24 protein-coding genes are annotated in these 20,419 nt (G+C 64.1%); 17 read left to right on the forward strand and 7 right to left on the reverse strand.

Annotated elements, in window-relative coordinates; all coding sequences use genetic code 11:
• The first annotated feature begins 2 nt into the window (after positions 1-2).
• The 11 genes from AC1DD3_RS06565 (at position 3) to AC1DD3_RS06615 (ending at position 10,443) form a co-directional block, all read left to right on the forward strand.
• The gene (locus tag AC1DD3_RS06565) at positions 3-1,049 is read left to right on the forward strand and encodes a succinylglutamate desuccinylase (RefSeq protein ID WP_476881228.1); all 1,047 of its coding nucleotides are present in this window, start codon (positions 3-5) and stop codon (positions 1,047-1,049) included.
• Entirely contained in the window at positions 1,036-1,980 is a 945-nt protein-coding gene (locus AC1DD3_RS06570; RefSeq protein ID WP_476881229.1) for an ABC transporter substrate-binding protein, read from the forward strand. Before AC1DD3_RS06565 ends, AC1DD3_RS06570 begins: the two co-directional genes overlap by 14 nt.
• An 8-nt stretch (positions 1,981-1,988) precedes the next feature.
• The gene (locus AC1DD3_RS06575) at positions 1,989-2,915 is read left to right on the forward strand and encodes an amino acid ABC transporter permease (protein WP_476881230.1); all 927 of its coding nucleotides are present in this window, start codon (positions 1,989-1,991) and stop codon (positions 2,913-2,915) included.
• Complete coding sequence (locus AC1DD3_RS06580) at positions 2,912-3,715, forward strand: amino acid ABC transporter ATP-binding protein (protein ID WP_290369763.1); 804 nt, start codon at positions 2,912-2,914, stop codon at positions 3,713-3,715. Before AC1DD3_RS06575 ends, AC1DD3_RS06580 begins: the two co-directional genes overlap by 4 nt.
• Before the next feature lie 215 nt (positions 3,716-3,930).
• Complete coding sequence (locus AC1DD3_RS06585; RefSeq protein WP_230118873.1) at positions 3,931-5,295, forward strand: DJ-1/PfpI family protein; 1,365 nt, start codon at positions 3,931-3,933, stop codon at positions 5,293-5,295.
• Positions 5,296-5,512: 217 nt separating this feature from the next.
• Positions 5,513-5,899 carry a hypothetical protein gene (locus AC1DD3_RS06590; RefSeq protein ID WP_476881231.1) on the forward strand — a complete coding sequence of 129 codons (387 nt, stop codon included), beginning with the start codon at positions 5,513-5,515 and terminating at the stop codon, positions 5,897-5,899.
• Between the two features lie 117 nt (positions 5,900-6,016).
• On the forward strand, positions 6,017-7,276 hold the full coding sequence (locus AC1DD3_RS06595; RefSeq protein ID WP_476881232.1) for a sensor histidine kinase: 1,260 nt from the start codon (positions 6,017-6,019) through the stop codon (positions 7,274-7,276).
• Positions 7,264-7,962, forward strand: coding sequence for a response regulator (locus AC1DD3_RS06600; RefSeq protein ID WP_476881233.1), 699 nt, complete (start codon positions 7,264-7,266; stop codon positions 7,960-7,962). Before AC1DD3_RS06595 ends, AC1DD3_RS06600 begins: the two co-directional genes overlap by 13 nt.
• A gap of 107 nt (positions 7,963-8,069) precedes the next feature.
• Positions 8,070-8,534 carry a DUF1579 family protein gene (locus tag AC1DD3_RS06605; RefSeq protein WP_230118869.1) on the forward strand — a complete coding sequence of 155 codons (465 nt, stop codon included), beginning with the start codon at positions 8,070-8,072 and terminating at the stop codon, positions 8,532-8,534.
• Positions 8,535-9,050: 516 nt separating this feature from the next.
• Positions 9,051-10,193 carry an EAL domain-containing protein gene (locus AC1DD3_RS06610; RefSeq protein ID WP_230118868.1) on the forward strand — a complete coding sequence of 381 codons (1,143 nt, stop codon included), beginning with the start codon at positions 9,051-9,053 and terminating at the stop codon, positions 10,191-10,193.
• A gap of 64 nt (positions 10,194-10,257) precedes the next feature.
• On the forward strand, positions 10,258-10,443 hold the full coding sequence (locus AC1DD3_RS06615; RefSeq protein WP_476881234.1) for a hypothetical protein: 186 nt from the start codon (positions 10,258-10,260) through the stop codon (positions 10,441-10,443).
• Positions 10,444-10,499: 56 nt separating this feature from the next.
• Here AC1DD3_RS06615 and AC1DD3_RS06620 read toward each other — a convergent pair whose 3' ends face one another.
• On the reverse strand, positions 10,500-11,057 hold the full coding sequence (locus AC1DD3_RS06620) for a putative immunity protein (protein WP_230118866.1): 558 nt from the start codon (positions 11,055-11,057) through the stop codon (positions 10,500-10,502).
• Between the two features lie 120 nt (positions 11,058-11,177).
• Between AC1DD3_RS06620 and AC1DD3_RS06625 the strand changes: the two genes are divergently transcribed.
• A complete protein-coding gene (locus AC1DD3_RS06625; protein WP_476881235.1) occupies positions 11,178-11,615 on the forward strand; it encodes a hypothetical protein in 438 nt (145 codons plus the stop codon).
• A gap of 154 nt (positions 11,616-11,769) precedes the next feature.
• On the opposite strand, the gene AC1DD3_RS06630 is transcribed toward AC1DD3_RS06625, so the two are convergent.
• A complete protein-coding gene (locus AC1DD3_RS06630; RefSeq protein WP_230118864.1) occupies positions 11,770-12,207 on the reverse strand; it encodes a VOC family protein in 438 nt (145 codons plus the stop codon).
• Between the two features lie 310 nt (positions 12,208-12,517).
• A complete protein-coding gene (locus AC1DD3_RS06635) occupies positions 12,518-12,937 on the reverse strand; it encodes a VOC family protein (RefSeq protein WP_230118863.1) in 420 nt (139 codons plus the stop codon).
• Positions 12,938-13,186: 249 nt separating this feature from the next.
• Between AC1DD3_RS06635 and AC1DD3_RS06640 the strand changes: the two genes are divergently transcribed.
• Together AC1DD3_RS06640 and AC1DD3_RS06645 are read left to right on the forward strand one after the other, a co-directional pair.
• Positions 13,187-13,540, forward strand: coding sequence for a VOC family protein (locus AC1DD3_RS06640; RefSeq protein WP_230118862.1), 354 nt, complete (start codon positions 13,187-13,189; stop codon positions 13,538-13,540).
• 258 nt (positions 13,541-13,798) lie between these two features.
• Complete coding sequence (locus AC1DD3_RS06645) at positions 13,799-14,404, forward strand: dihydrofolate reductase family protein (protein WP_230118861.1); 606 nt, start codon at positions 13,799-13,801, stop codon at positions 14,402-14,404.
• Positions 14,405-14,489: 85 nt separating this feature from the next.
• Here AC1DD3_RS06645 and AC1DD3_RS06650 read toward each other — a convergent pair whose 3' ends face one another.
• A complete protein-coding gene (locus AC1DD3_RS06650) occupies positions 14,490-14,933 on the reverse strand; it encodes a YdeI/OmpD-associated family protein (RefSeq protein ID WP_476881236.1) in 444 nt (147 codons plus the stop codon).
• Positions 14,934-15,140: 207 nt separating this feature from the next.
• On the opposite strand from AC1DD3_RS06650, the gene AC1DD3_RS06655 reads away from it, so the two are divergent.
• The gene (locus AC1DD3_RS06655; protein ID WP_476881237.1) at positions 15,141-16,217 is read left to right on the forward strand and encodes a hypothetical protein; all 1,077 of its coding nucleotides are present in this window, start codon (positions 15,141-15,143) and stop codon (positions 16,215-16,217) included.
• A 204-nt stretch (positions 16,218-16,421) separates the two neighbouring features.
• Here the strand turns inward: AC1DD3_RS06655 and AC1DD3_RS06660 are convergent, their stop codons facing one another.
• Positions 16,422-17,105, reverse strand: coding sequence for a TetR/AcrR family transcriptional regulator C-terminal domain-containing protein (locus AC1DD3_RS06660; RefSeq protein ID WP_476881238.1), 684 nt, complete (start codon positions 17,103-17,105; stop codon positions 16,422-16,424).
• Positions 17,106-17,200: 95 nt separating this feature from the next.
• On the opposite strand from AC1DD3_RS06660, the gene AC1DD3_RS06665 reads away from it, so the two are divergent.
• The gene (locus tag AC1DD3_RS06665) at positions 17,201-18,253 is read left to right on the forward strand and encodes an NAD(P)-dependent alcohol dehydrogenase (protein WP_476881239.1); all 1,053 of its coding nucleotides are present in this window, start codon (positions 17,201-17,203) and stop codon (positions 18,251-18,253) included.
• 45 nt (positions 18,254-18,298) lie between these two features.
• Here the strand turns inward: AC1DD3_RS06665 and AC1DD3_RS06670 are convergent, their stop codons facing one another.
• Together AC1DD3_RS06670 and AC1DD3_RS06675 are read right to left on the reverse strand one after the other, a co-directional pair.
• On the reverse strand, positions 18,299-18,724 hold the full coding sequence (locus AC1DD3_RS06670; protein ID WP_476881240.1) for an ester cyclase: 426 nt from the start codon (positions 18,722-18,724) through the stop codon (positions 18,299-18,301).
• 449 nt (positions 18,725-19,173) lie between these two features.
• Positions 19,174-19,806: a PadR family transcriptional regulator gene (locus AC1DD3_RS06675; protein WP_476881241.1), complete on the reverse strand. Its 633-nt coding sequence runs from the start codon at positions 19,804-19,806 to the stop codon at positions 19,174-19,176.
• Between the two features lie 243 nt (positions 19,807-20,049).
• On the opposite strand from AC1DD3_RS06675, the gene AC1DD3_RS06680 reads away from it, so the two are divergent.
• The gene (locus AC1DD3_RS06680) at positions 20,050-20,403 is read left to right on the forward strand and encodes a hypothetical protein (RefSeq protein ID WP_476881242.1); all 354 of its coding nucleotides are present in this window, start codon (positions 20,050-20,052) and stop codon (positions 20,401-20,403) included.
• The last annotated feature ends 16 nt before the right edge of the window (positions 20,404-20,419 follow it).

The raw sequence follows: 20,419 nt of genomic DNA on the forward strand, positions 1-20,419 counted from the left end.
TAATGAGCCTGCACATTCCCCGCATACGCGGCATCGATTTTGCCGCCGCCGGCAAACAGTTGGGCTACCTGGAGATTGAGCATTCGGACAACGAAAATGACGCTGCAGTCATCCCCTCGCCCATCGCCGTCCTGAGCGGCGGAGACGGCCCCACGGTCCTCCTGATCGCCGGCACGCACGGTGACGAATATGAAGGCCAGATCCTGCTCCAGGAGCTCATCCGTTCCCTGCACCCGGACGACGTCACCGGGAGATTGATCATTCTGCCCGCCCTCAACATTGCAGCCGTCCGCGAAGGACGCCGCGTTTCCAGCGTGGACAAGGTCAATCTCAACCGCGCCCTCCCGGGCCGCGCCGACGGCGGACCCGCGGAGCAGATCGCCTCGCTTATCGCCGGGGAACTCATCCCCATGGCGGACTTCGTCATGGACATCCACTCAGGGGGCATCGCCTCCGAATATGTTCCGTCCGCGTTCGTCTACCAGGGACCGACGCCGGAGCTATGGGCCGAGAAGACAGCGGCCGTCGCCGCGTTCAACCCCCCATATTCGGTGGTGGTGAAGCCCATGCTGAAGGCAGGCTCCATCAGCGGCGCCGCCGACCAGGCGGGCGTACCGATGATCTCGACCGAACTCGGTGGCAGGGGAACCGTATCCTTGCCGATCCTCAACAGGGCCAGGACGGGACTTCGCTCGCTGCTTGGCCACTGGGGAGTACTCAAGGACGCATCCTCCGCCGGCGGTTCGTCCGACGCCGAAGCCCCGATCCGGTGGGTTGAACTCACCGCACAATCCCCGGTCCATTCCACGATGGCCGGCCTCTTCGAACCGGTAGTCGACCTTGGCCAGAAGGTCAGGGCTGGCGACCTCGTGGCCCGGGTTCACTCGGTTGAAGAACTCGACCGGCCCTCACAAGACTTCTTTGCACCCATTGACGGGGTAGTTGCAATCGTTCGGCATCCCGCTCTCGTCAATGTCGGCACCACAGTGGTCAACATCGCCGTTGACCACGGAACAACCTATCCGGAAGGCAATCATGAACCGTCCTAGATACATCTCCATAGGCACCCTCCTACTGGCGGCCGCCGTCGGGCTCACCGGCTGCACCACTGCTTCACTCGACGCCGGCAAAGAAGCCGCGGTCAATTCCATTCCCGGCAAAGACGCAGACATTCCAGCGGCGCCGTTCAACCAGGCCGCAGCGAATCTCTTGCCCGCGGACGTCAAGACCAAAGGCACACTGGTGGTTGGCACGGACCCCACCTTCTCCCCATATGAGTTCTACGCGGCTGACAGCAAGACGGTTGTCGGCTGGGACGCAGACTTTGCGAAAGCCGTTGGCGAGACGCTGGGACTCGAAGCGAAAATGGTTCCGGCGACCTTTGACACCATCCTCCCGGGCGTGAGCTCGAACAAGTACGACGTCGGCATCTCGGGCTTCAACGTCACGGCCGAGCGCAAGCTGAACGCCGATTTCGCCTCCTACCAAAGCAGTGGCTCCGGCCTCGCGGTCAAGACGGGCAATCCCAAGAAATTGGCCCTCGACGCCATGAAGCTGTGCGGCACCAAGGTGGGCGGCGAAAAGGGAACCACACAGGGGATCGAGACCCTTCCGGCGTTTTCCAAGCAGTGCGTCGACGCTGGCAAGGCGCCGATCGACATTCAGCTCTTTCCCTCCCAGAACGAAGCCAACCTGGCCCTCATCTCCGGGCGCGTAGACAGCGTCCTGTCAGGTCTTATCGGCATGAGCTACGCAAGCAAGCTTTCCGGCGGTGCCTTCGAGCTCGCCAGCAATCAGGACTTCGAACCGACCCCGGTCGGTATCGCCATGCCGAAGGGTTCGGCTCTGACCAAAGCAATAGTTGCGGCCGTCAGGGCGCTGATCGCAGGCGAAACCTATAAGGCGATCAACACGAAGTACGGCATCCCGGACTCCGTGACCATCAGCGCTGACGCCGTGGACGCGAGCGGAGTGAAATGAGCAGCCTGATGAGTCTCCCCAAGGTGGGGACCACCCGCGGACAGTTCACCGTGGTGTCAGCCAGGCACCCGTGGCGATGGGTGGCTGGTACCGCGGTCGCCGCCGTCGTCGTCTTGCTGCTTGTTTCAGCGGTAAGCAATCCCCGTTTCGGCTGGGACAAAGTGGCCCTGTATTTCCGCGACGTCGCCATCATCAACGGGATCGGTATCACGCTGTTTCTGACGGTGGTTTGCATGGCCGCCGGCGTTGGCTTGGGCGTAGTGCTTGCGGTCATGCAGCTCTCGGCAAACCCCGTGGTCAAGGCCTCGGCAAGCGCCTACGTGACGATCTTCCGCGGCACGCCTGTCCTGGTGCAGCTGTTGTTCTGGTTCAACTTGTCGGCGCTGTATCCGGAGATCACCTTCGGCATCCCGGGCGTGAGCCTGGACGCCAACCAGATCATCACACCCCTCGCCGCGGCGATCCTTGGCCTGGGCCTCAACGAGGCCGCCTACATGTCGGAGATCGTGCGGGCAGGAATCCAGTCCATCGACCAAGGCCAAGGCGAGGCGGCGGGTGCCCTCGGCATGTCCCGCATCCAGACCCTCACCCGGGTGATCCTGCCGCAGGCCATGCGCGTCATCATCCCGCCCACGGGCAACGAGTTCATAGGCATGCTCAAGATGACTTCGCTGGTCAGTGTGCTGGCAGTCCCCGAGCTCCTGTATTCAGCCCAGATCATCTATTCGAAGAATCTGCAGGTGGTCCCTCTGCTCCTGGTAGCCAGCATCTGGTACATCATCGTCACCACGGTCTTTTCGGTGGGCCAAGGTTACTTGGAGCGGCATTTCGCGCGGGGCACATCCCGGTCCGCCCCGCCGACCGCAGCTGCGCGGCTGCGCAAATTCTTCACCGTTCACTCCGCTCAAGGCTCAGGAAAGGCCGGGCAATCATGACCATCAACACAACCATGCCCCTGCCATCGTCACCGGAGCGGCTCCCGCTGGTACGCGCGGAAGGCGTACGAAAAAGCTTCGGGGACAACGAGGTCCTCAAGGGCATCGACCTGCACGTCCAAAGCGGCGAAGTGGTCTGCCTCATCGGCGCCTCCGGCTCCGGGAAAAGCACCTTCCTCCGCTGTGTGAACCACCTGGAGAAGATCGACGGCGGCCTGCTGTGGGTCGCCGACAGGGCGGTGGGCTACCGGATCAAGGGCGACAAGCTCCACGAACAGTCCCACAACGAAATCTGCGCCGACCGCACCGATATCGGGATGGTTTTCCAGCACTTCAACCTTTTCCCGCACATGACCGTGCTGGAAAACCTCATGGAAGCCCCGCTCAGGGTGCTCAAGCAGCGCAAGGCGGATGTCCGCCGTCGAGCATTGGATTTGCTGGAAAAGGTAGGCCTGTCGGAGAAAGCGGATGCCTACCCGCGGCACCTCTCGGGCGGGCAGCAGCAGCGCGTGGCGATCGCCCGGGCGCTCTGCATGCAACCGAAACTGATGCTGTTCGATGAGCCGACGTCGGCGCTGGATCCTGAGCTGGTGGGCGAGGTCCTCAGGGTCATGAAGGACCTGGCCCGAACGGGAATGACCATGATCGTCGTGACGCACGAAATGGGATTCGCGCGGGACGTGGCCGACCGCGTGGTGTTCATGCACGGCGGCCGGATCATTGAGGAAGGTCCCGCAGAGGCCGTCATTGGCAACCCGCAGCATGAGCGGACCCGGGCGTTCTTGTCTGCCGTGCTCTAGTCATGGCGCTGCCGGCAGAACCCGTCGTCGGAGGTGGGCGGTTCCGCCGCCGGCGGGTTCGCCGGGCTGCCACGCGTAGTACCTGGGTACAGGTTGTACCGGCTGGGGAATGTCCCGTCGGCTGACGCCTGTGAAGGCGGGGATCCGTAGCGTGAAAGAGCAACCAGCCACACAGGTTGGCGGCCCCACACCTTCCCCGGAATCGAGACTCATCCATGGTTTCCCGTTCAAAACGCGTTATGTACGCCGCCCTCTCGGTCGGGTTGTCCCTCCTCACGGTAGTCGTGCTGGCAGTCGCCGGCGGAGGGGTGGCGGAGGCAGAAAGCCACGTCGCGCCGCCCATTCAAGGCCTGAACGAACTCCCTGCGAATCGTCCCTCATTCTCCGGCGCGATGGTTGTGGCCGTTGTCCTGGGCTCGTCGGGCACCGTGGGCAGCGACGTTCTGGCTCCCTACGAAGTGTTTGCCAGCTCCCCGAATTTCTCCGTCTACACAGTCGCAGCGCAGTCTGCCCCTGCGCCAATTGACGGAGGTCCGGCGATAGTGCCCACGTACACGTTCGAGGACATTACATCGGGCAGGGCCCGGCAGCCCGACGTCGTCGTTGTCCCGGCCGTCGGTGCCCCGGAGGGGCCAGAGGAAACCGCAATGCGGGAGTGGATCGTGGAGCAATCAGGTCGGGGTGCCCGCATCCTGGGCGTCTGCAACGGATCGAGCGTACTGGCCGAGACCGGCCTCTTGAGCGGCCGAAGGGCGACAAGCCATTGGTCACGTCTGGGTGCTCTGAAGAAGAGTCATCCGGAGGTCCAATGGACGGGAGGTCTGCGGTACGTTCAGGACGGCATGATCACCACCACTGCCGGTGTTACGTCCGGTATCCCGGGCGCGCTGAAAGTCATGGAGGATCTGGCGGGGGCTGAGGAGGCCGACCGGGTTGGCCGGCTGGTGGACTACCCGGGCTGGTCCACCGGGGCGGCAGCTGAGATACCCGTCCAGTCCTTCGACGCCGGGGACATTCCCGTCGGACTCAACGCCCTCATTCCGTGGTTCCGGCCGACGATCGGCGTCGGGCTCTTCAATGGAGTAGGCGAAATTGACGTCGCCAGCGCATTCGAGGTCTACAACATGTCCTTCGCCGCCCGGGCGGTGGCCGTCGGCGCCACGAACACGGTCACCACCAAACACGGGTTGGTTCTGCTGACTGTCCCGGAACGGCAGGCACCTCCGGTGGACAGGGTCATTGCTCCCGGGGCGGTGGGGGACCGGGGTATCGACCCGCAGTTGAGGGACTGGGCTGCATCCCGCAACGTGCCCGTCGATGCTCTCCGGGGCACCGACGGAATGTTCGGATTCGACGGCGCGCTCGAATACTTGGCGCGGCATACCGACCGTGCCACGGCGCTGTCCGCGGCGAAGATGATCGACTATCCCACGGCGCATCTGAAGCTTCCGGCCGGAGGAACGCCTGCCCGGGTTCCTGTCTTGCTCGCGCTCGGCCTGCTCCTCGCCATTCTCGCCGGTTCCCTGCCGGCGATCATAGGAACCCTTGTCCGCCGCCGGGCACAGGGGCGGATGACATGACGCCGGGTCCCTACCTTCTTCGGACTAGGACAGCCGGGACGATGATGTCTCTCAGCCATGCAACAATGATCCCGCTGATGGCGGTTGCGATGATTCTCCGCTTTCGCGAATATGCCCGCCACAGCCACAGCCACAGCCACAGCCACGAGCACAGGGCGCGACGCCGAGGGGTCAGCAAGTGGAGGAACCACCACATCCGCGCACTCAGGGGGAAATAATGATCACCATCGCAGCACCCGCAATACTCGCCTGCGTGCTTCTGGCCGGCCTGACCATCTTCCAGGGCGCGCTTATCGCCGGGGCTCCGCTCGGGAGGATGGCCTGGGGCGGACAACACCGTGTCCTCCCGACCAACCTCAGAATCGGGAGCGCGGTATCCCTAGGCGTGTATGCTCTCTTCGCCTACGCCGCGCTGGCCAAGGCCGGCCTCGTCCCGGCGTTGGTCAGCGAATCCTTTACTTCCGTCACCATGTGGGTGATGACGGCATACTTCGCCCTCGGCGTCCTCATGAACGGGATCTCCCGCAGCAAACCCGAACGCCTCGTCATGACCCCCACCACAGCTGCGCTCGCAGCCCTCTACCTGGTCCTTGCACTCCACTAGTTTTCGACGGCGGGCTGCATCACCGGCCACCTGTGTTCAGCCACAGCGGTACACAGCACCTACTTAAGTGAAGACCGAAGGACCCTTATGCACTCCACGCCGGGTAGAGTCCGGAGCATGACCGGGACGGGGGACGCTGAGCGTCGGGCAGCGGTGCCGGAGGTGGCTTTGACGGAGCCGGTTCCGTCGAACGAACCGATTTTGCGAGGCGGATGGCGTTCTCGCCCGCGAACCACAGACGTCCTGGTCGCTGCCTCGTACACAGTGCCGGCCCTGGTGGCAGCTGTCGCCTTTCACGTCGGCGCGACCGACGGGGGCCAGGGGTTTATGCTCCCAGTGCTCGCTGTTCTGGGTTCGGGCACTGCGCTGCTGATCCGCCGTCGAACTCCCATCTTTTCGTTGGCCGCCACGGCAGGGATCATGCTCGCCACCTTCGCGGTTCCGGCAAGTTTCGCGGCGGTGGCGACAGCCATGGCGCTGTACGCCGTCGCCGTCTACCGGTCAGTGCGGGGCGCCGTCCTTGGCCTGCTGGGGACCGGCGGAATCCTCCTTCTCGCCGCGGTCCTCCTCCCCGGGTCGACGGTGGACCTTGGCCAAGCCGGCCAGGCGATCGTCTTACTCGTGATCGCGGCGTTGGCCGGCCTGAACGTACGCACGCGCCGCGGCCACGTGGCCGCCCTCGTGGACCGCGCCGACCGGCTGATGCGTGAACGGGAGCACCTGGCCAGCATTGCCGCTGCCGCTGAGCGCAACGCGATCGCCCGGGAGATGCACGACATCGTCTCGCACGGGCTGGCAGTGATGATTTCCCTGGCCCATGGTTCGGCAGAGATCGCCCCTACTGATCCTGCCCGCGCCGTGCAAGCCATGCGCCAGGTCGCCGAGACGGGCCGCGTTGCAGTGGCGGACATGCGCCGGATGCTCGGAGTTCTGAACGAAGGCGACAAGGGGGAGTCCGCGGGCACAGTAGCGCCTGCGCCCGGGGTGGGGGACGTCCAGGCGCTGGTAGAGCTTTTTCGTTCTACGGGCCTTCCCGTGGTCCTGCAGTCGGCCGGTGTTCCTCCGGCCGATCCCGGGATACAGCTGGTCATCTACCGGGTCATCCAGGAAGGGCTCACCAATGCGCTTAAGTACGCGAGAGGCGCCACAGAGATCACGGTTGGCATGCAGTTCAGCGCCGAGGCGATTATGGTCTCGGTGACGGACGACGGGCAACCAGGGGGCGTTCCTGCCGAACGTGCCGGGCATGGCATCGTGGGCATGCGTGAGCGCGTCGCACTGTATGGCGGCACGGTGCAGGCAGGTCCTCTGGCCGGCGGAGGATGGTCCGTGACCGCAGGGTTCCCGCCGCAGAAGAGAGCCCCATGGAAACGGTGACCACCCCGCCCGCGCGCCCGATCCGAGTACTGCTCGTTGATGACCAGACCCTTGTCCGAATGGGATTCCGCATGGTGCTGGATGCCCAGGACGGGGTGGAAGTCGTTGGCGAAGCCGCTGACGGCAGGACTGGAATCGACATGTGTCGGACCCTATCACCGGACGTGGTGCTGATGGATGTGCGGATGCCGGACACTGACGGCATCGCCGCGACCGAGCTAATCGCCCAGGACTGCCCGCAGTCTCGCGTCATTGTCCTCACGACCTTCGATCTCGACGAGTTTGCCTTCGCGGCGCTCCGGGCCGGTGCCAGCGGTTTTCTGCTCAAGGATGTGGGACCAGCTGAGCTGCTCGCGTCCATCAGAGCCGTCGCCGGAGGAGACGCCGCCATTTCCTCCAGGGTCAGCCGCCGCATGCTGGACCTCTTCAGCCAAAGGCTTCCCTCCGGTCCCTCCTCCGGGGATGACGAAGCCGTCGCGGCCCTGACACCGAGGGAACTGGAAATTTTCTCGGCCATCGCCGGAGGACTTACCAACACGGAGATCGGGGCACGAATGTTCGTGACCGAATCAACGGTGAAAACCCACGTGGGCCGCATCCTGATGAAGCTCGGGCTGCGCGACCGCGTGCACGCCGTCATCTTCGCCTACGAACACGGCCTGACCGGCGACCGCCGGCCGGGCTGACTGGCGGACGACTGGGGCGAAGCGTCGTTTTGTGTCAACGCAGGACACGCGTAACTAAAGGCGTGCGCTTACTGGCGGCGCCGGCGCATCCCGGCCAGACTGCCGGTATGACGATTACCGAAACCATGGCCCCGTTCGTGGGCACCTGGCAGGGCCACAACCGGCTGCGCATCATGCCCACGGATGAGTTCCAGGAATCCGTGGCGACTGCGACCGTCACCGTGACCGCCCGGGAGTTCGTGACCATCGAGTACACGTGGTCGCATGAGGACAAGCCGCAGAGCGGACTGCTGCTCCTGGGCTCCGGCCCTGCCTCCGGACCTGGTGCGGCAGCGGTGTGGGTTGATTCCTTCCACTCCGGGCCGGAATGGATGAACTTTGCCGGGGAAATCGGCGACGACGGCGTGGTCAGGCTGACCGGCTGGTACGCCGCCCCGTCCGGGCCTGACTGGGGCTGGGAGATCCACATCGAGCCCGGCGACGGCAACAGCGGACGGATCACCATGAACAACCTGGTGCCCGAACGTGATCCGTACCAAGTGGTCGAAGCCGTGTACCGCCGGCAGGCCTAGGCTAGTCTCTCCCATCTATAGCGGCTTGTTGCTTCACTGTGCTCATTGCCGTCAGGCGCTTATGCAGGCGTGCGGCAATGCCGGCATGAGGTCGATGGCCAGTTCGGTTTTCATATGAGACGACTTCGAAACCTGCCGCAGCGAGCATCTGAACGGCCTCTTTAATGGGCCATGAGTATCCGGGGGTATGGCGTGTGGCTGGTTAGTGATGCCACACGGAACGGGATACCAGGAAATCGTGCTGTCGCTTGCTCGATGAACGCTGGTACGAGGTCGACCCCCTCGACGGCGGTGCCGACTGTAGCCCGCAAGCCCAAAGTCGCCAGGTTGCTGCGATCCTGCTCGTTGCCGACGACCTTGAGCCGGCCGCGGCAGAGCAGGAGACCAGTGAAGCCGTGCACCGCCTAGGGCGCATCTTGCCTACTGTTGACGGTATTGTCATCACACCCGGTGGCCTCCACGGATCCGGAACACCAGTCAGCAGCGGTACGAACACCGGAGCAAGGAAAATAGCCGATGTCGAACGACGAGTTCACCTTCCCGCCGACTCCTGGCGCGTCACCCGTACCGGATCCGGGCGGGCCAGGATCACGGCCAAGGGGTCTTGGCAGTGGTCTGCAAAGGCAGGTGGCGGAGGTCATCCGCCATGTGCTGGAGGATCCGGATCCTGAAGGCGAGTGGGCCAGAAGCCAGCTGCGTGAACGCCTCGCCGCCTACCCGGGACACCCTGAGCGGGCGTTGCTGGAACATCTGATCCTGACCAGAAGCCTGACGGGTGCGGCCGAGGACGCGACCGCACCCCGCCCGGGGGAGGGCTCCGCCGAGACGGCGTTCCCGTTCGGCACCCATGACCTTGACCAGGGCTCCTTGGATGCCGGCCGGATACACCGGATTGAAGACGTGTTGGAGAATCGGATGGTGCTGACGGCCCTGCAGCCCATCCGAAGACTGCCCAGCGGAAACGTCCTCGGGTTCGAGGCACTGGCACGATTCGTCAGCACCGACGGCTCCCGCGCTGCCGCCTGGTTCCGGGACGCAGCTGCCCTCGGCCTCGGCATGGACCTGGAAATAGCAGCCCTTGAAAGTGCGATCACTGCCGGGCAGGAGATCCCTTCCCCGCTGTTCATCGCCGCCAACCTCAGCCCGGCCGCCATCACCGATCCCAGGGTCCAATACCTGCTGCTCACATCCGCCCTGCCGCCGGAGAGGATGGTCATCGATTTCACCGGGCATGACAGCGAAGGGCAGCGTGCAGGGGAAGACTGGGAAGCCATTAGCGTCGCCCTGGATCTGCTTCGCCGCAACGGCGCGAGCTTGTCCATGGACTTCTCCAGTGAGGACCGTTCCATCCCGCGCATCCGCGAAATCCGTCCGGACATCATCAAACTTGACCGGGATTTCATCAGTGGGTTGGTTCACGGTCAGGCCGGGGAGGCCGCCGCCGCGGTGCGCGGACTGGCCCGTGAAACAGGAGCGGTGCTGGTCGCCGAAGGAATTGAAACGCAGGCCGAACTCGACGCAGTCATCGAAGCGGGCGTGACAGCCGGACAGGGCTTCCTGCTGGGGCGGCCGTCGGCGAACCCCGCTGACTGGACCTCGTGGGTCGCCCTGACGCATAGCCGCCCCGACGGCTCGTCCCCACTGCGCCCCGGCCTCTAGCGGCTCTAGCAGCCAGCCCTCTGGGGTGCGTTTCATATGCGGGGAGGTCCGTACCGTGGCCGCCATGGCCGCCGCTGTCATCTCCCGGTTCGGTCGCCTTGCTGGCACCGCCCTTGTCATCATCTGGTTGGGACGCCTTGCTGGCACCGCCCTTGTCATCATCTGGTTGGGACGCCTTGCTGGCACCGCCCTTGTCATCGCCAGGTTCTGCTGTGACGGTGGTGCCGCTGCCGCTGCCGCTGCCCGCTAAAGGTTCGGCCACCGGGCACCAACAGTACGGTGATCGACCGGCTTACGGCGGCGGATTCAGCTGGAGGAGGCAGACTGGTCAGGGCGAGCCAAATCGGCCTGGATCGCGCGGATAATCGAGGCGAGGATTCCGGACGCGAGAAGTCCTGACCCCAGCGGGCCGGCGGAATTCCCACCCAGCGGTGGCAAGCGCCGAAGCGCGGACCGGGCTTCGGCAGTCATGTGCTCGAGTTGCCAGTGGACCTCGTCGTCGACCGTCTGGGGCCGATCGGGCGCTGCCAGTCCGGCCGCTTTCGCGGCATACGCTGCTGCCCCCAAGGCGTGCGCGCCCATGTGGGCGACGGATGCGGCTTGCGTGGCAGACCGGGCGGCAGCCACCGCAGCAGGGCTATTCACCTCGCGTGCGGCACGGCCCGCAACAAACCGCCGGCGGATCTCTTCGGCGGCACTGCGCTCACCGCGAGCGAAGGCCCGGGCTCGGGCGATGGCGTCGCGGGGGCGGCCATCTGCCGGTGCCTCTGCCTCAAATAAAGCCAGGACTCGCTCAGCGCAGTCTGCGGCCCAAATCGCGACGACGCGGCGCTCGGCCTCGCTTAGCGTCTGCGGAGAAGCCATATCAGTACCGTACACACCGCTCGCAGACCCATCCCCCTAGGCGACGCCAAGCGTGACACGCAGCCCTGCGGAACGACGCTACGGAGCGCTGGGCTCACCCTCGCCTGCAAGAATGGGCGCATGGCTGAGTCGAAAGGTTCTGGGTCCAAGTTCACCCCCGAGGAGCGGGCCGCAATGAAGCAGCGCGCCAAGGAGCTAAAGGAGCGGCAGAGCGCCGCCGAGGCCTTACAGTCGGTTCTCGACAAGATCGCCTCACTTGACGAGCCGGACAAGAAAAACGCTGAGCGCATTCACTCGATCGTCATGGGGGTCGCCCCGTCGCTGGCCCCGAAGCTGCTCTACGGCAGCCCCGCCTATGCCAACGCGGACGGCAAGCCCGTGCTGTTCTACCAGGAGCGCGCGAGGTTCAAGGCTCGCTACGGCAACCTCACGTTCTTCGGGCCGGCACAGCTCGACGATGGCACAATGTGGCCCACGTCATACGCCATCACCGAGCTCTCATCGGCCGACGAGAAGGTCATCGCGGAGCTGGTACGGAAGGCCACTGGCCAGCTCTGATTCACATCGCCCTGATACCGGGTTGGGGCCGTCTCACGTGGGGTGCCTGCCCGGCAACGAGGAGACCGAGTGAGCGTCCGCAAGCCCGTCCTTCACCGGACAGTCTCTGGACCCTGAGGCCTGGCAATACAGGCCAATTGGGCCGATTCGGGTGTCAGTCTTTCTTCAGTTCCTGGGCGAGCATCACGAGGATTCCGCTGGGGCCGCGGAGGTACGTGAGTTTATAGACGTCCTTATAGGTCGCCACACCGCGTAGCGGATGGCATCCGTGCTTTGCAGCTACCTCAAGGGCCTTATCGATGTCGTCTACCGAGAAGGCCACGCGGTGCATGCCAATGTCGTTGGGCCGAGTCGGGTTCGACTCGATCGCCTCGGGATGGATGTATTCGAAGAGCTCGAGTCGACCATGACCATCTGGGGTCTGGAGCATCGCGATGTTGGCATGGTTTCCATCAAGTCCAACGGCAGTATCGGTCCACTCGCCCTTGACCGTGTCACGGCCGACGAGTGTAAGACCGAGATCGGTGAAAAAGGCGATTGCTGCTTCGATGTCGCGAACAGCGATACCCACATTCTCAAATTTGATGGCCATGCGTTGAAAGCTACCAAAGCGGAGCTATTAGCTCCAGTGGCGAGACGCCACTGTCTGTCCGTTGGCCGATCGGCTAACGGGCGGCCGGGGGTGACATTTGTCGCTGCGATTCACATGACCGCTGTCGGTCATTCCTGTTTTTGGCGGTCGAACCGTGGCGGTTTGACCAAAATCAGCCCATGGTGGGCGGTAAGTGGGCCGCGCGCAGCCTTGCAGCAGCACTCATCACCGACCACAAACGGACTGAAACCGTGCTTGGGAAGTGCCTAAGTGAAGTGTCGCGGGTTCAACGAAGTGGGACGCTTCCATGTCAGCCAGTGACGACGTCTGCCTCCGTGATGCCGTCCGCGTGTCCGGGAGGCCACTCGACCAGCTCGATTTCGTATCCGTCGGGGTCAGTGAGAATCGCCGTAAACGGCGGCCCGTCGGCGTCACCGTGTCGAACCACCGGCCCCGGTTTCAGGCCCGCGATGGTCAACCGGTCCAAGGTTGCCCCTAGATTGTCCACCTGCACCGCAAGGTGCTCGAAGCCGCCGGGGTCCACCGGTCCGGCAGCCGGGCGATGGACCAGTTCCAAAGAGACAGCCGGCTCCTCGGGAAGCTTGAGCAGGGAGAGAGTCGACTCACCATCGAGTTCGACGGTGCTCAGGACCTGGTAGCCGAGGATGGAGTAGAAGGTCAGCGAAGCCTCCCGATCGGAGACCCGGTAGGCGGGAAACAGCGTTTTCAACGGTTGAATCCTCCATGAGATAAGGCTGGGTTGGCGAGGCCGCGGCTGGACTCTATCGAGTGATGTTTCGCAACTATTAGACAAGAAACTAAGAGGTTCCGTCGATAGGTCCGCGCGGGTCCTCAACATGCAGGTGAGTGTTCCGTGTGTCCCACACCTAGCTCCCAGCTCGTATTCCTCGGCCGGGACAGTTGGTGTGCTGCTCGTGTCATTGTCCCCGGCCCGGCTCCTGACCAATAGGCTGGGCTGATGACCTTGGAATGGGAACAGGTGATCGTCCACTCGCTCGATCCGATGACCTTGGGGCAATGGTGGGCCGAGGCGCTCGGCTGGATGGTGGTCCACTCCTCCAATGACGAATTCGAGATCCGCGCCGAGCCGGATCGCCTGCCGGGGTTGGACTTCGTCCGGCTCGATGAGCCCAAGAAGGGCAAGAGCCGACTGCATCTGGACTTCAGGCCGGATGACCAGGACGCCGAGGTGGCTCGTCTCGTGGCTCATGGCGCAAAGCGTGTCGATATCGGCCAGGGTGAGCAATCTTGGGTCGTGTTGGCCGACCCCGAAGGGAACGAGTTCTGTGTCCTCGGCCGACGGCGCCAGTGACGAGCGTCTGGTGCGAATCGCTTTGAGCTGGGGAAGGCTTAACCGCCCACTGATGCTGCTTGACCCGGAGGTGGTCATCTAAGGCTAGGGAGCAGTCCATGTGCGTTATTCGGTAGCCCGCCCTTGACCGCGACCTCCGCGGGAGGTGCCCAAGGCTAGCGGTATGGCTCGGTTTCGGGCAGAGTTTCGGAGCAAGGTCCGGGATCGCCGATGAAGCGTCTCCGAGGGAACAGAGCGGCGGCAATGAAACTGACGACAATGACGCAGATCACCGTTGACGGAGTGGTGCAAGGAAACGGCCACGCGACCGATGATGAGCGCAGAGACGGGTTCGAGCGCGACGGGTGGGCCATGGGGGTCTTCGATGACGAGACCGGGGCGTTTATCACCCAGACGTTCCGGCGCGCCGATGCTTTCTTGTTTGGCCGGCGAACCTATGAGATCTTCGCGGACACGTGGGGCTCGAACGAGCAGATGCGCGCACACCCGATCGGTGTGGCGTTGAACAAGGCACCCAAGTACGTTGCATCGAACACGATAACCGATCCGCACTGGGCGGGCACGACCGTCCTCTCGGGCGACCTTGCGGCGGCCGTCGGCGAATTGAAGGCCCAGCCAGGAGGTGAGCTGCAGGTGCACGGCAGCGGAGCCCTGGTCCGGTGGTTGCTCGAGCACGAGTTAGTCGACGAGCTCACGCTGCTGATTGTCCCGGTGGTCTTGGGTCAGGGCACACGACTGTTCCCCGAAGCGGGCTTGGACGTCGCGCTCGACCTGGTTGATTCGCGAGCCGACACGAAGGGCGTGACGATTCAGGTCTACCGACCGGCCGGGCGCCCGCACTACCACCCTGCGCGCCCAGCCTGAAGGAAGTGGCATGCGCCGATTGGATCGTAGCCCTTGGCGCAGGACACGGGCTCTGCGTTAACGGGCTCCGGCCGCTCCGGCCGGCTTACTTCTTGCCTGCCTTGAGGTCGGCCACCACCTTGATGATCCGGCGTGAGCGTGTGTCTTCCGTTTTGGCATCCGCGATCGGCTCCACATATCGCCGCTGGCTGCTGTAGTTCAGCGTCGCGTAGAACGCTTTCGCCTCGGGTTCGGCATCTAGGGCGGTGGCGAGGTCTTCGGGAACATTGATGACCCGCGGCTGCGTGTCCAGTTCGACGTCGACCTCAACAGTGTCTCCGGCCGAGGTGCCGGTCAGTTCCCGGTTGGCCGCGCTGACCCCCACCATGTTGTGGCCGCCCATCACCGCGATGCTGCTGCGGTAGCTTTGGCCGTTAATGGTCACGACTACCGGCGGCCGCTTGCCGGCATTGAGTGCGTTGACGATGTCCTCAGGAATCTCAATGCCCGCTTTGTTGCCGCTGCCTTGAATGGTGGTGGTGAATTTCATGTTCACAGTATGCCTTCCCTCAATCCATGCATCCGTGGCCCGCCTCGGTGAAGAGCACGACGCGTCTGGGAAGGGGTGATTCTGACAGCACCGACCGAAGCCGGGCGGGATTCTGGCAGCGAAGATTCATGTCGCCGACTCTTGGAGTTCAGCTCGTGCCAATAGCCTCGTCCGGGGATTCAGAGACCAACGACGAGGAGAGTTTTCATGCGTTCAATGACAAGATTCGCGATCGCAACGGTCGGGGCCGTCCTGCTGTCGACTTCGTTGCTGGCTCCGCCCGCGCTGGCGGCCAACAACGGCACGGACGCAGGTCAGATTAACGGCGAGGGGCACCAAGGCAACACCAATGGCTTCAGCTTCGGAGTGATCGGCGACGTGCCCTACGGTGACGCTGAAATCCAGGCGTTCCCGTCCTACATTCAGGACCTCAACGCGCACAAGGAACTGAGCTTTGTCGCACACGCCGGCGACATCAAGAATGGATCTTCCCAGTGCTCTGACCAGTACTTCGAAGCCATCAGGAAGAACTTTGACAGCTTCACCGCACCGCTCGTCTACACCCCGGGCGACAACGAGTGGACAGACTGCCACCGCCCGAACAACGGAGCCTACATCCCCTTGGAAAGACTAGCCAAGGTTCGGGAACTCTTCTTCCCCAAGCCCGGGTTCACACTCGGTGCACCCATGAAGGTGAAGTCGCAGGCCAAGGAAGGCTTCCCGGAGAACGTCAGCTTTCGCAAGCATGAGGTCGCCTTCACGGCCGTCAACATTCCGGGCAGCAACAACTCGATGCTGCCTTGGACCGGACTAGGCCAAACTCTGCCCACTGACGCCCAACTGAATGAGGTCCAGCAGCGGACCCGAGCGGATATCGAGGAGTTGAAGGCCACGTTCCGGAAGGCGCAGAACCGCGGTGACCGGGCCGTCGTCGTGATGATTCAGGCCGACATGTTCGACCCGACAATCGCGGCTCCGTCCCAGGCTGATTTCGGTGCTTACAAGGCCCTAGTGCAGACCTTGATCGAGGAATCGAACTCGTTCAGCGGTCCGGTCTATCTGATCAACGGCGACAGCCACGTTTATAACCAAGACCATCCCCTCGCGGCTGGCTCGGCGTGGCTATCCTTCTACGGGCAGGCCACAGCGGCGAAGAACCTGACGCGAGTCACTGTGGATGGCTCCAACAATGCAAAGGACTGGCTCAAAGTCACTGTCAATCCGGAGGGTTCAGAGAGCGTCATGTCGTTCGACCGGATCCCGTTCACGCACCCGGCTTCGTAGGCGGAGCGACTCCAGCTGGTTTGGCGGACAGCGGTCAGCCGATCCGCTCGGCCAGGGACACGATGATGTTTGAACCCGACCGCTCGCTTCCCGCCGTCCTCGAGGCAGTACATGACGTTGACAACGAGGGACTGGAGAAGGTATCCCCGCCGCGGTCGATGATGGCTTTGGTGACCGGCAGCCGCGGACCATGTTCGCAGGTGGTCAGGTGCCGCGGGCTCCACCGGAGTGCTGAAGCGACCTCGCGAGGCCGTCGAGGACCAGGTCAAGCCCGAACTCAAACTCCGCACCGTAGTCGTAGCCGGGTTTCATGATGTGCTCAATCGAGAACTCGGCGAGGTGGGGGTACTCCTCGGCGGAATACCGATCCATCATCTGCTCGGCGACTTCGGTGACGGTCTCGGGGCCGTTGATAGGCAGTGTGGCCTCGGAGAGGGCGAACCCGTACACGTATGCGTCGATCAAGGCAAAGGCGTGCGCGGTCATCTCCACCGAGAAGCCCGCCTCACGCAGGGTGCCGATGACGGCGTCGTGGTGCTTCAGCGTCGCCGGGCCGGGGCTTGTTCGCGTCTCCACGAGACCGATCGCCCAGGGGTGACGCCGCATCGCTTCACGGGCGGAGGCGGCCCGCCGTCGCATCTCGGATTGCCAATCGCCGCCGATCGTGGGCAGTTCGATCTCGCTGAAGACGATGTCCACGATGCCGTCGAGGACCTCGTCCTTGTTGGCAACGTGGTGGTAGATCGACATTGGCTTGGCCTCGAGCGCGGTGGCCAGCGAGCGCATCGTCAAGGATCCGATGCCGCCGGCATCGGCGACCGCGACGGCGGCGCGCAGCACCAGCGCCCGGCTGAGCCGGGGGCGGCTCTCGTTCGTTCGTGCAGGCATCCAGACTCCAGAGTTTCGTTCGGGCCATAGACCGTTCGTACTTAGTACGATACATTGACCGTACTAAGTACGGCAAACTGATGGAAGGTACCGACATGACGAATCCCAGAAGCGCGAAGTCCGCGGACAACCCGGCAGCCGCCGACACGATGCAGGCCATCGTTCAGGACGGATACGGCCCCGTCGACGTCCTCCGACGCGGCAGGATCGCGCGGCCCGAGATCGCTGAGAACGAAGTGCTGGTCCGCGTGCACGCGGCAGGCATGGACCGCGGAACGTGGCACATGATGACAGGCCGCCCCTACCTCATGCGCGTCATCGGGTTCGGATTCCGCGCGCCGAAGAATCCCGTGCCCGGGTTCGATGTCGCCGGCACGGTCGCCGCCGTCGGTTCCGCGGTGTCCCGGTTCGCGGTGGGGGACGAGGTGTACGGGATGGCCCGGGGCTCCTTCGCCGAGTACGCTGCGGCGCTGGAGGACAAGCTCGGCCACAAGCCGGCGAACCTGTCATTCGAGCAGGCGGCGGCGGTTCCGATCTCGGCCGGTACCGCCCTCCAGGCCCTGCATGACGCCGGGCGGGTGGAGCGCGGGCAGCAGGTGCTGATCCTGGGCGCCTCGGGCGGCGTCGGCACCTACGCCGTGCAGCTGGCCAAGGCCCTCGGAGCGGAGGTCACCGGCGTCAGCAGCACCGCGAAGACCGATCTGGTGCGTTCCCTCGGGGCCGACCATGTCCTGGACTACACGCAGGATGACTTCGCCGACGGAACGCGTCATTACGACCTGATCCTGGACATCGGAGGGAACCCGCCGCTTTCACGGCTGCGGCGCGCCCTCACGCCCACCGGCACGGCCGTCATCGTCGGAGGTGAGGAAGGCGGCAGGTGGACGGGCGGCTTCGGCCGGAGCCTGCGGGCACCATTGGTGTCCCTGTTCGTACATCAGCGCCTGACCATGCTCGCTTCCAAGGAACGCGCCAGCGACCTCGAACGGCTCACCCCTCTCATCGAGGCCCGCCAGGTGACGCCGAGCATCGACAGGACGTACACGCTCGATGAGGTTCCGGATGCCATGCGCCATCTCGAAGCCGGAGACGTGCGCGGCAAAATCGCCATCACCATTCTCACCGAAGAAGGAAGATCTGGCCGATGACAGGGCCCCGGGCTGTGCGGTCATGAACAGTACGTGGATGCCGGGTCAGTCCCCGGGCATCTGGATCACGCCGAGCTGCCGCATCAGCCCGAGGTCGTCCCGGTCTGACCAATGCTCGGCGATCTTTCCATTTTCGACTCGGTGGATGGCCACTCCGGTCTCCCGCAGGTCGGCACCTGTGGGAGGCAGGGGTCCGGGGAGCTCACCCTCGTGTCGACCGTAGGCCGTTAACCTGGTCACCACCTTGTCCCCTTCGGCGATCTGGTCTTCGATCTCGTGCCGCCCTGGCGTCGCCTTCCAGAATATGCGGAAAGCCTGTTTCAGGCCCTCCCGGCCGGCTGGAAGTCCGGGAAATGGCGGGTTGTGGTCAAGATAGTCCTCAGCGACCAGGTCGTCCATCGCATCGATGTTCCCGGCGTCGATCTCTGTGTAAAAGCGCTGCACGAGCGCTTTGTTGTCGTCAGACTCCACAGTCGTCCTTCCATTGGTACACGGAGGCCCCTGCCCGGACCGACCGAACCAACCAGTACAAGCAGTTCAAGTGTCCCGGGGGTGGCCAGTCTAAACCCACTGGCCTGACTGCGATAGGCAAAGGTGGCCCCGCTTCATCCTTGGTCCACTCGGTGAGTTATCTTCGATGGAGGGCCAGTCGTCGCACGCGTGCGTGGTCGCCTTCGACCGGAAAATCGAGGCTGAACTGGCGAGATCACCGCGGTCACCGACCTGGGAGGATCAAGAACCCCATCCTGGCTGGGCTGTCCGTGCCCGCTCCAGCCCGGTTCGCCCCAGAACCCGGAGACGCCGGCCCAGGCCGGCCTCTTCACCCTTAAGCCCCGGTTACCGCCATCCATCCCGGCTCGGCGCCCCATTCTGTCGCGGCCTGCGGCCCGCACAGCCTGCGGCCCGCGCGGCCGTCCGGGTCAGTCGGCGAGGATGAGGTAGAGCGCGCGGCGGGTTTCATCCATTTTTTCTATGGCTGCCTGGCGCTGCTCTTCGGTTGCCGCTACGCGGAATTGCTGGATGACTCCCATGAGCTTTCCCACGCTGTGGTGAAACGCAGTCCCGGAGCCGTGCGGGTCGGTGTTCCAGGCGTTGGCGAGCTCTTCGGCGTGTTCGGCAACGTAGGCGCGGCCGTCCTCCGTGAGGGTGAATTCCGTGCGGCGGCCCTCGCCCACGGGGGCAATGAGCTCCTCGTCAACGAGCTGCTGGAGCGTGGGGTAAACAGATCCCGGACTGGGGCGCCACGTGCCGGAGGTCTTTTCTGCGATGGTCTTGATCAGCCCGTATCCGTTGGAGGGCGCTTCGGCCAGCAGCGAAAGAATCGCAGCGCGGACATCGCCCCGGTTGGCGCGGCGCGAACCGCCCGGTCCGAAACCCCGCGGCCCGAAGCCGCCGGGTCCAAAACCACCGGGGCCGAAACCTCCGGGACCGAATCCGCCGCCGTGTCCGTGGGGTCCGCGGCGGCCCCTTCCGCGTTCGAAGCGGCCCTTGCCCGGCCCCTCCTGGGTGAAACTGTTTTCTGTGAATCTGTTGTCGTCGTGGATGCCTTTCATGGCAGCACGTCCTTTCAATCTGAACCAACACGCCGATAATCGGCGATACTTAACGATATATCGGTAAGTATCGGCCGTCAATGATCAGAATGCCTCCTGGATACCACTGTTCCGGTTCCGGCTTCAGCTCCGGGCCGCCGGCCGCGGACCGTCTGGCCGTGGCGTTAGGCGGCCCCGCTGCTCCCGTGGCTGCGGCCGTGGGCGGACCTTCCGAAGGGTCAGGTCCAGTGAGACGATTCCACTATGAGCGAGAAATCAAGCGGCACTTCGGCGGACCATGGCCCGCACCAGCACGCCCACGCCGCGCCGACAACGCAGCAAATGCGTACCGTGGGCCAACGCCGCCGTGACGCAGAAGAGAAGCTGGAACACCATCTCCAGGAAGCCCGCCACAAGGATGATCCGCACCACGACGACGACGCCGGACAACACGACGCCGGACAGGAAGCCGCCGGGGCCGTCGATAGCCGGGACGTAGCCGCCAACCAGAACGACGACGGTCTCACCGCAGCCGACCGCGTGGACCTGATCGCCAACCAGGCACTCAGCGAAGGTCAAGACGCCGAACACAGCCAGGAACCCGACGGCACGCCCTGACCAGCGATGACACCTG

It is taken from the genome of Arthrobacter sp. 05T444 (assembly GCF_056395905.1).

Excerpts from the sequence above, each read along its gene's own strand:
- AC1DD3_RS06575 (WP_476881230.1), top strand. The coding sequence starts at position 1,989 with ATGAGTCTCCCCAAGGTGGGGACCACCCGCGGACAGTTCACCGTGGTG.
- AC1DD3_RS06650 (WP_476881236.1), bottom strand. The coding sequence starts at position 14,933 with ATGAAATTCACCACCACCATTCAAGGCAGCGGCAACAAAGCGGGCATT.
- AC1DD3_RS06665 (WP_476881239.1), top strand. The coding sequence starts at position 17,201 with ATGACGAATCCCAGAAGCGCGAAGTCCGCGGACAACCCGGCAGCCGCC.
- AC1DD3_RS06640 (WP_230118862.1), top strand. The coding sequence starts at position 13,187 with ATGACCTTGGAATGGGAACAGGTGATCGTCCACTCGCTCGATCCGATG.
- AC1DD3_RS06645 (WP_230118861.1), top strand. The coding sequence starts at position 13,799 with ATGACGCAGATCACCGTTGACGGAGTGGTGCAAGGAAACGGCCACGCG.
- AC1DD3_RS06630 (WP_230118864.1), bottom strand. The coding sequence starts at position 12,207 with ATGGCCATCAAATTTGAGAATGTGGGTATCGCTGTTCGCGACATCGAA.
- AC1DD3_RS06600 (WP_476881233.1), top strand. The coding sequence starts at position 7,264 with ATGGAAACGGTGACCACCCCGCCCGCGCGCCCGATCCGAGTACTGCTC.
- AC1DD3_RS06625 (WP_476881235.1), top strand. The coding sequence starts at position 11,178 with ATGGCTGAGTCGAAAGGTTCTGGGTCCAAGTTCACCCCCGAGGAGCGG.
- AC1DD3_RS06615 (WP_476881234.1), top strand. The coding sequence starts at position 10,258 with ATGGCCGCCGCTGTCATCTCCCGGTTCGGTCGCCTTGCTGGCACCGCC.
- AC1DD3_RS06605 (WP_230118869.1), top strand. The coding sequence starts at position 8,070 with ATGACGATTACCGAAACCATGGCCCCGTTCGTGGGCACCTGGCAGGGC.
- AC1DD3_RS06680 (WP_476881242.1), top strand. The coding sequence starts at position 20,050 with ATGAGCGAGAAATCAAGCGGCACTTCGGCGGACCATGGCCCGCACCAG.
- AC1DD3_RS06595 (WP_476881232.1), top strand. The coding sequence starts at position 6,017 with ATGACCGGGACGGGGGACGCTGAGCGTCGGGCAGCGGTGCCGGAGGTG.
- AC1DD3_RS06580 (WP_290369763.1), top strand. The coding sequence starts at position 2,912 with ATGACCATCAACACAACCATGCCCCTGCCATCGTCACCGGAGCGGCTC.
- AC1DD3_RS06570 (WP_476881229.1), top strand. The coding sequence starts at position 1,036 with ATGAACCGTCCTAGATACATCTCCATAGGCACCCTCCTACTGGCGGCC.
- AC1DD3_RS06620 (WP_230118866.1), bottom strand. The coding sequence starts at position 11,057 with ATGGCTTCTCCGCAGACGCTAAGCGAGGCCGAGCGCCGCGTCGTCGCG.
- AC1DD3_RS06655 (WP_476881237.1), top strand. The coding sequence starts at position 15,141 with ATGCGTTCAATGACAAGATTCGCGATCGCAACGGTCGGGGCCGTCCTG.
- AC1DD3_RS06590 (WP_476881231.1), top strand. The coding sequence starts at position 5,513 with ATGATCACCATCGCAGCACCCGCAATACTCGCCTGCGTGCTTCTGGCC.
- AC1DD3_RS06675 (WP_476881241.1), bottom strand. The coding sequence starts at position 19,806 with ATGAAAGGCATCCACGACGACAACAGATTCACAGAAAACAGTTTCACC.
- AC1DD3_RS06660 (WP_476881238.1), bottom strand. The coding sequence starts at position 17,105 with ATGCCTGCACGAACGAACGAGAGCCGCCCCCGGCTCAGCCGGGCGCTG.
- AC1DD3_RS06610 (WP_230118868.1), top strand. The coding sequence starts at position 9,051 with ATGTCGAACGACGAGTTCACCTTCCCGCCGACTCCTGGCGCGTCACCC.
- AC1DD3_RS06565 (WP_476881228.1), top strand. The coding sequence starts at position 3 with ATGAGCCTGCACATTCCCCGCATACGCGGCATCGATTTTGCCGCCGCC.
- AC1DD3_RS06585 (WP_230118873.1), top strand. The coding sequence starts at position 3,931 with ATGGTTTCCCGTTCAAAACGCGTTATGTACGCCGCCCTCTCGGTCGGG.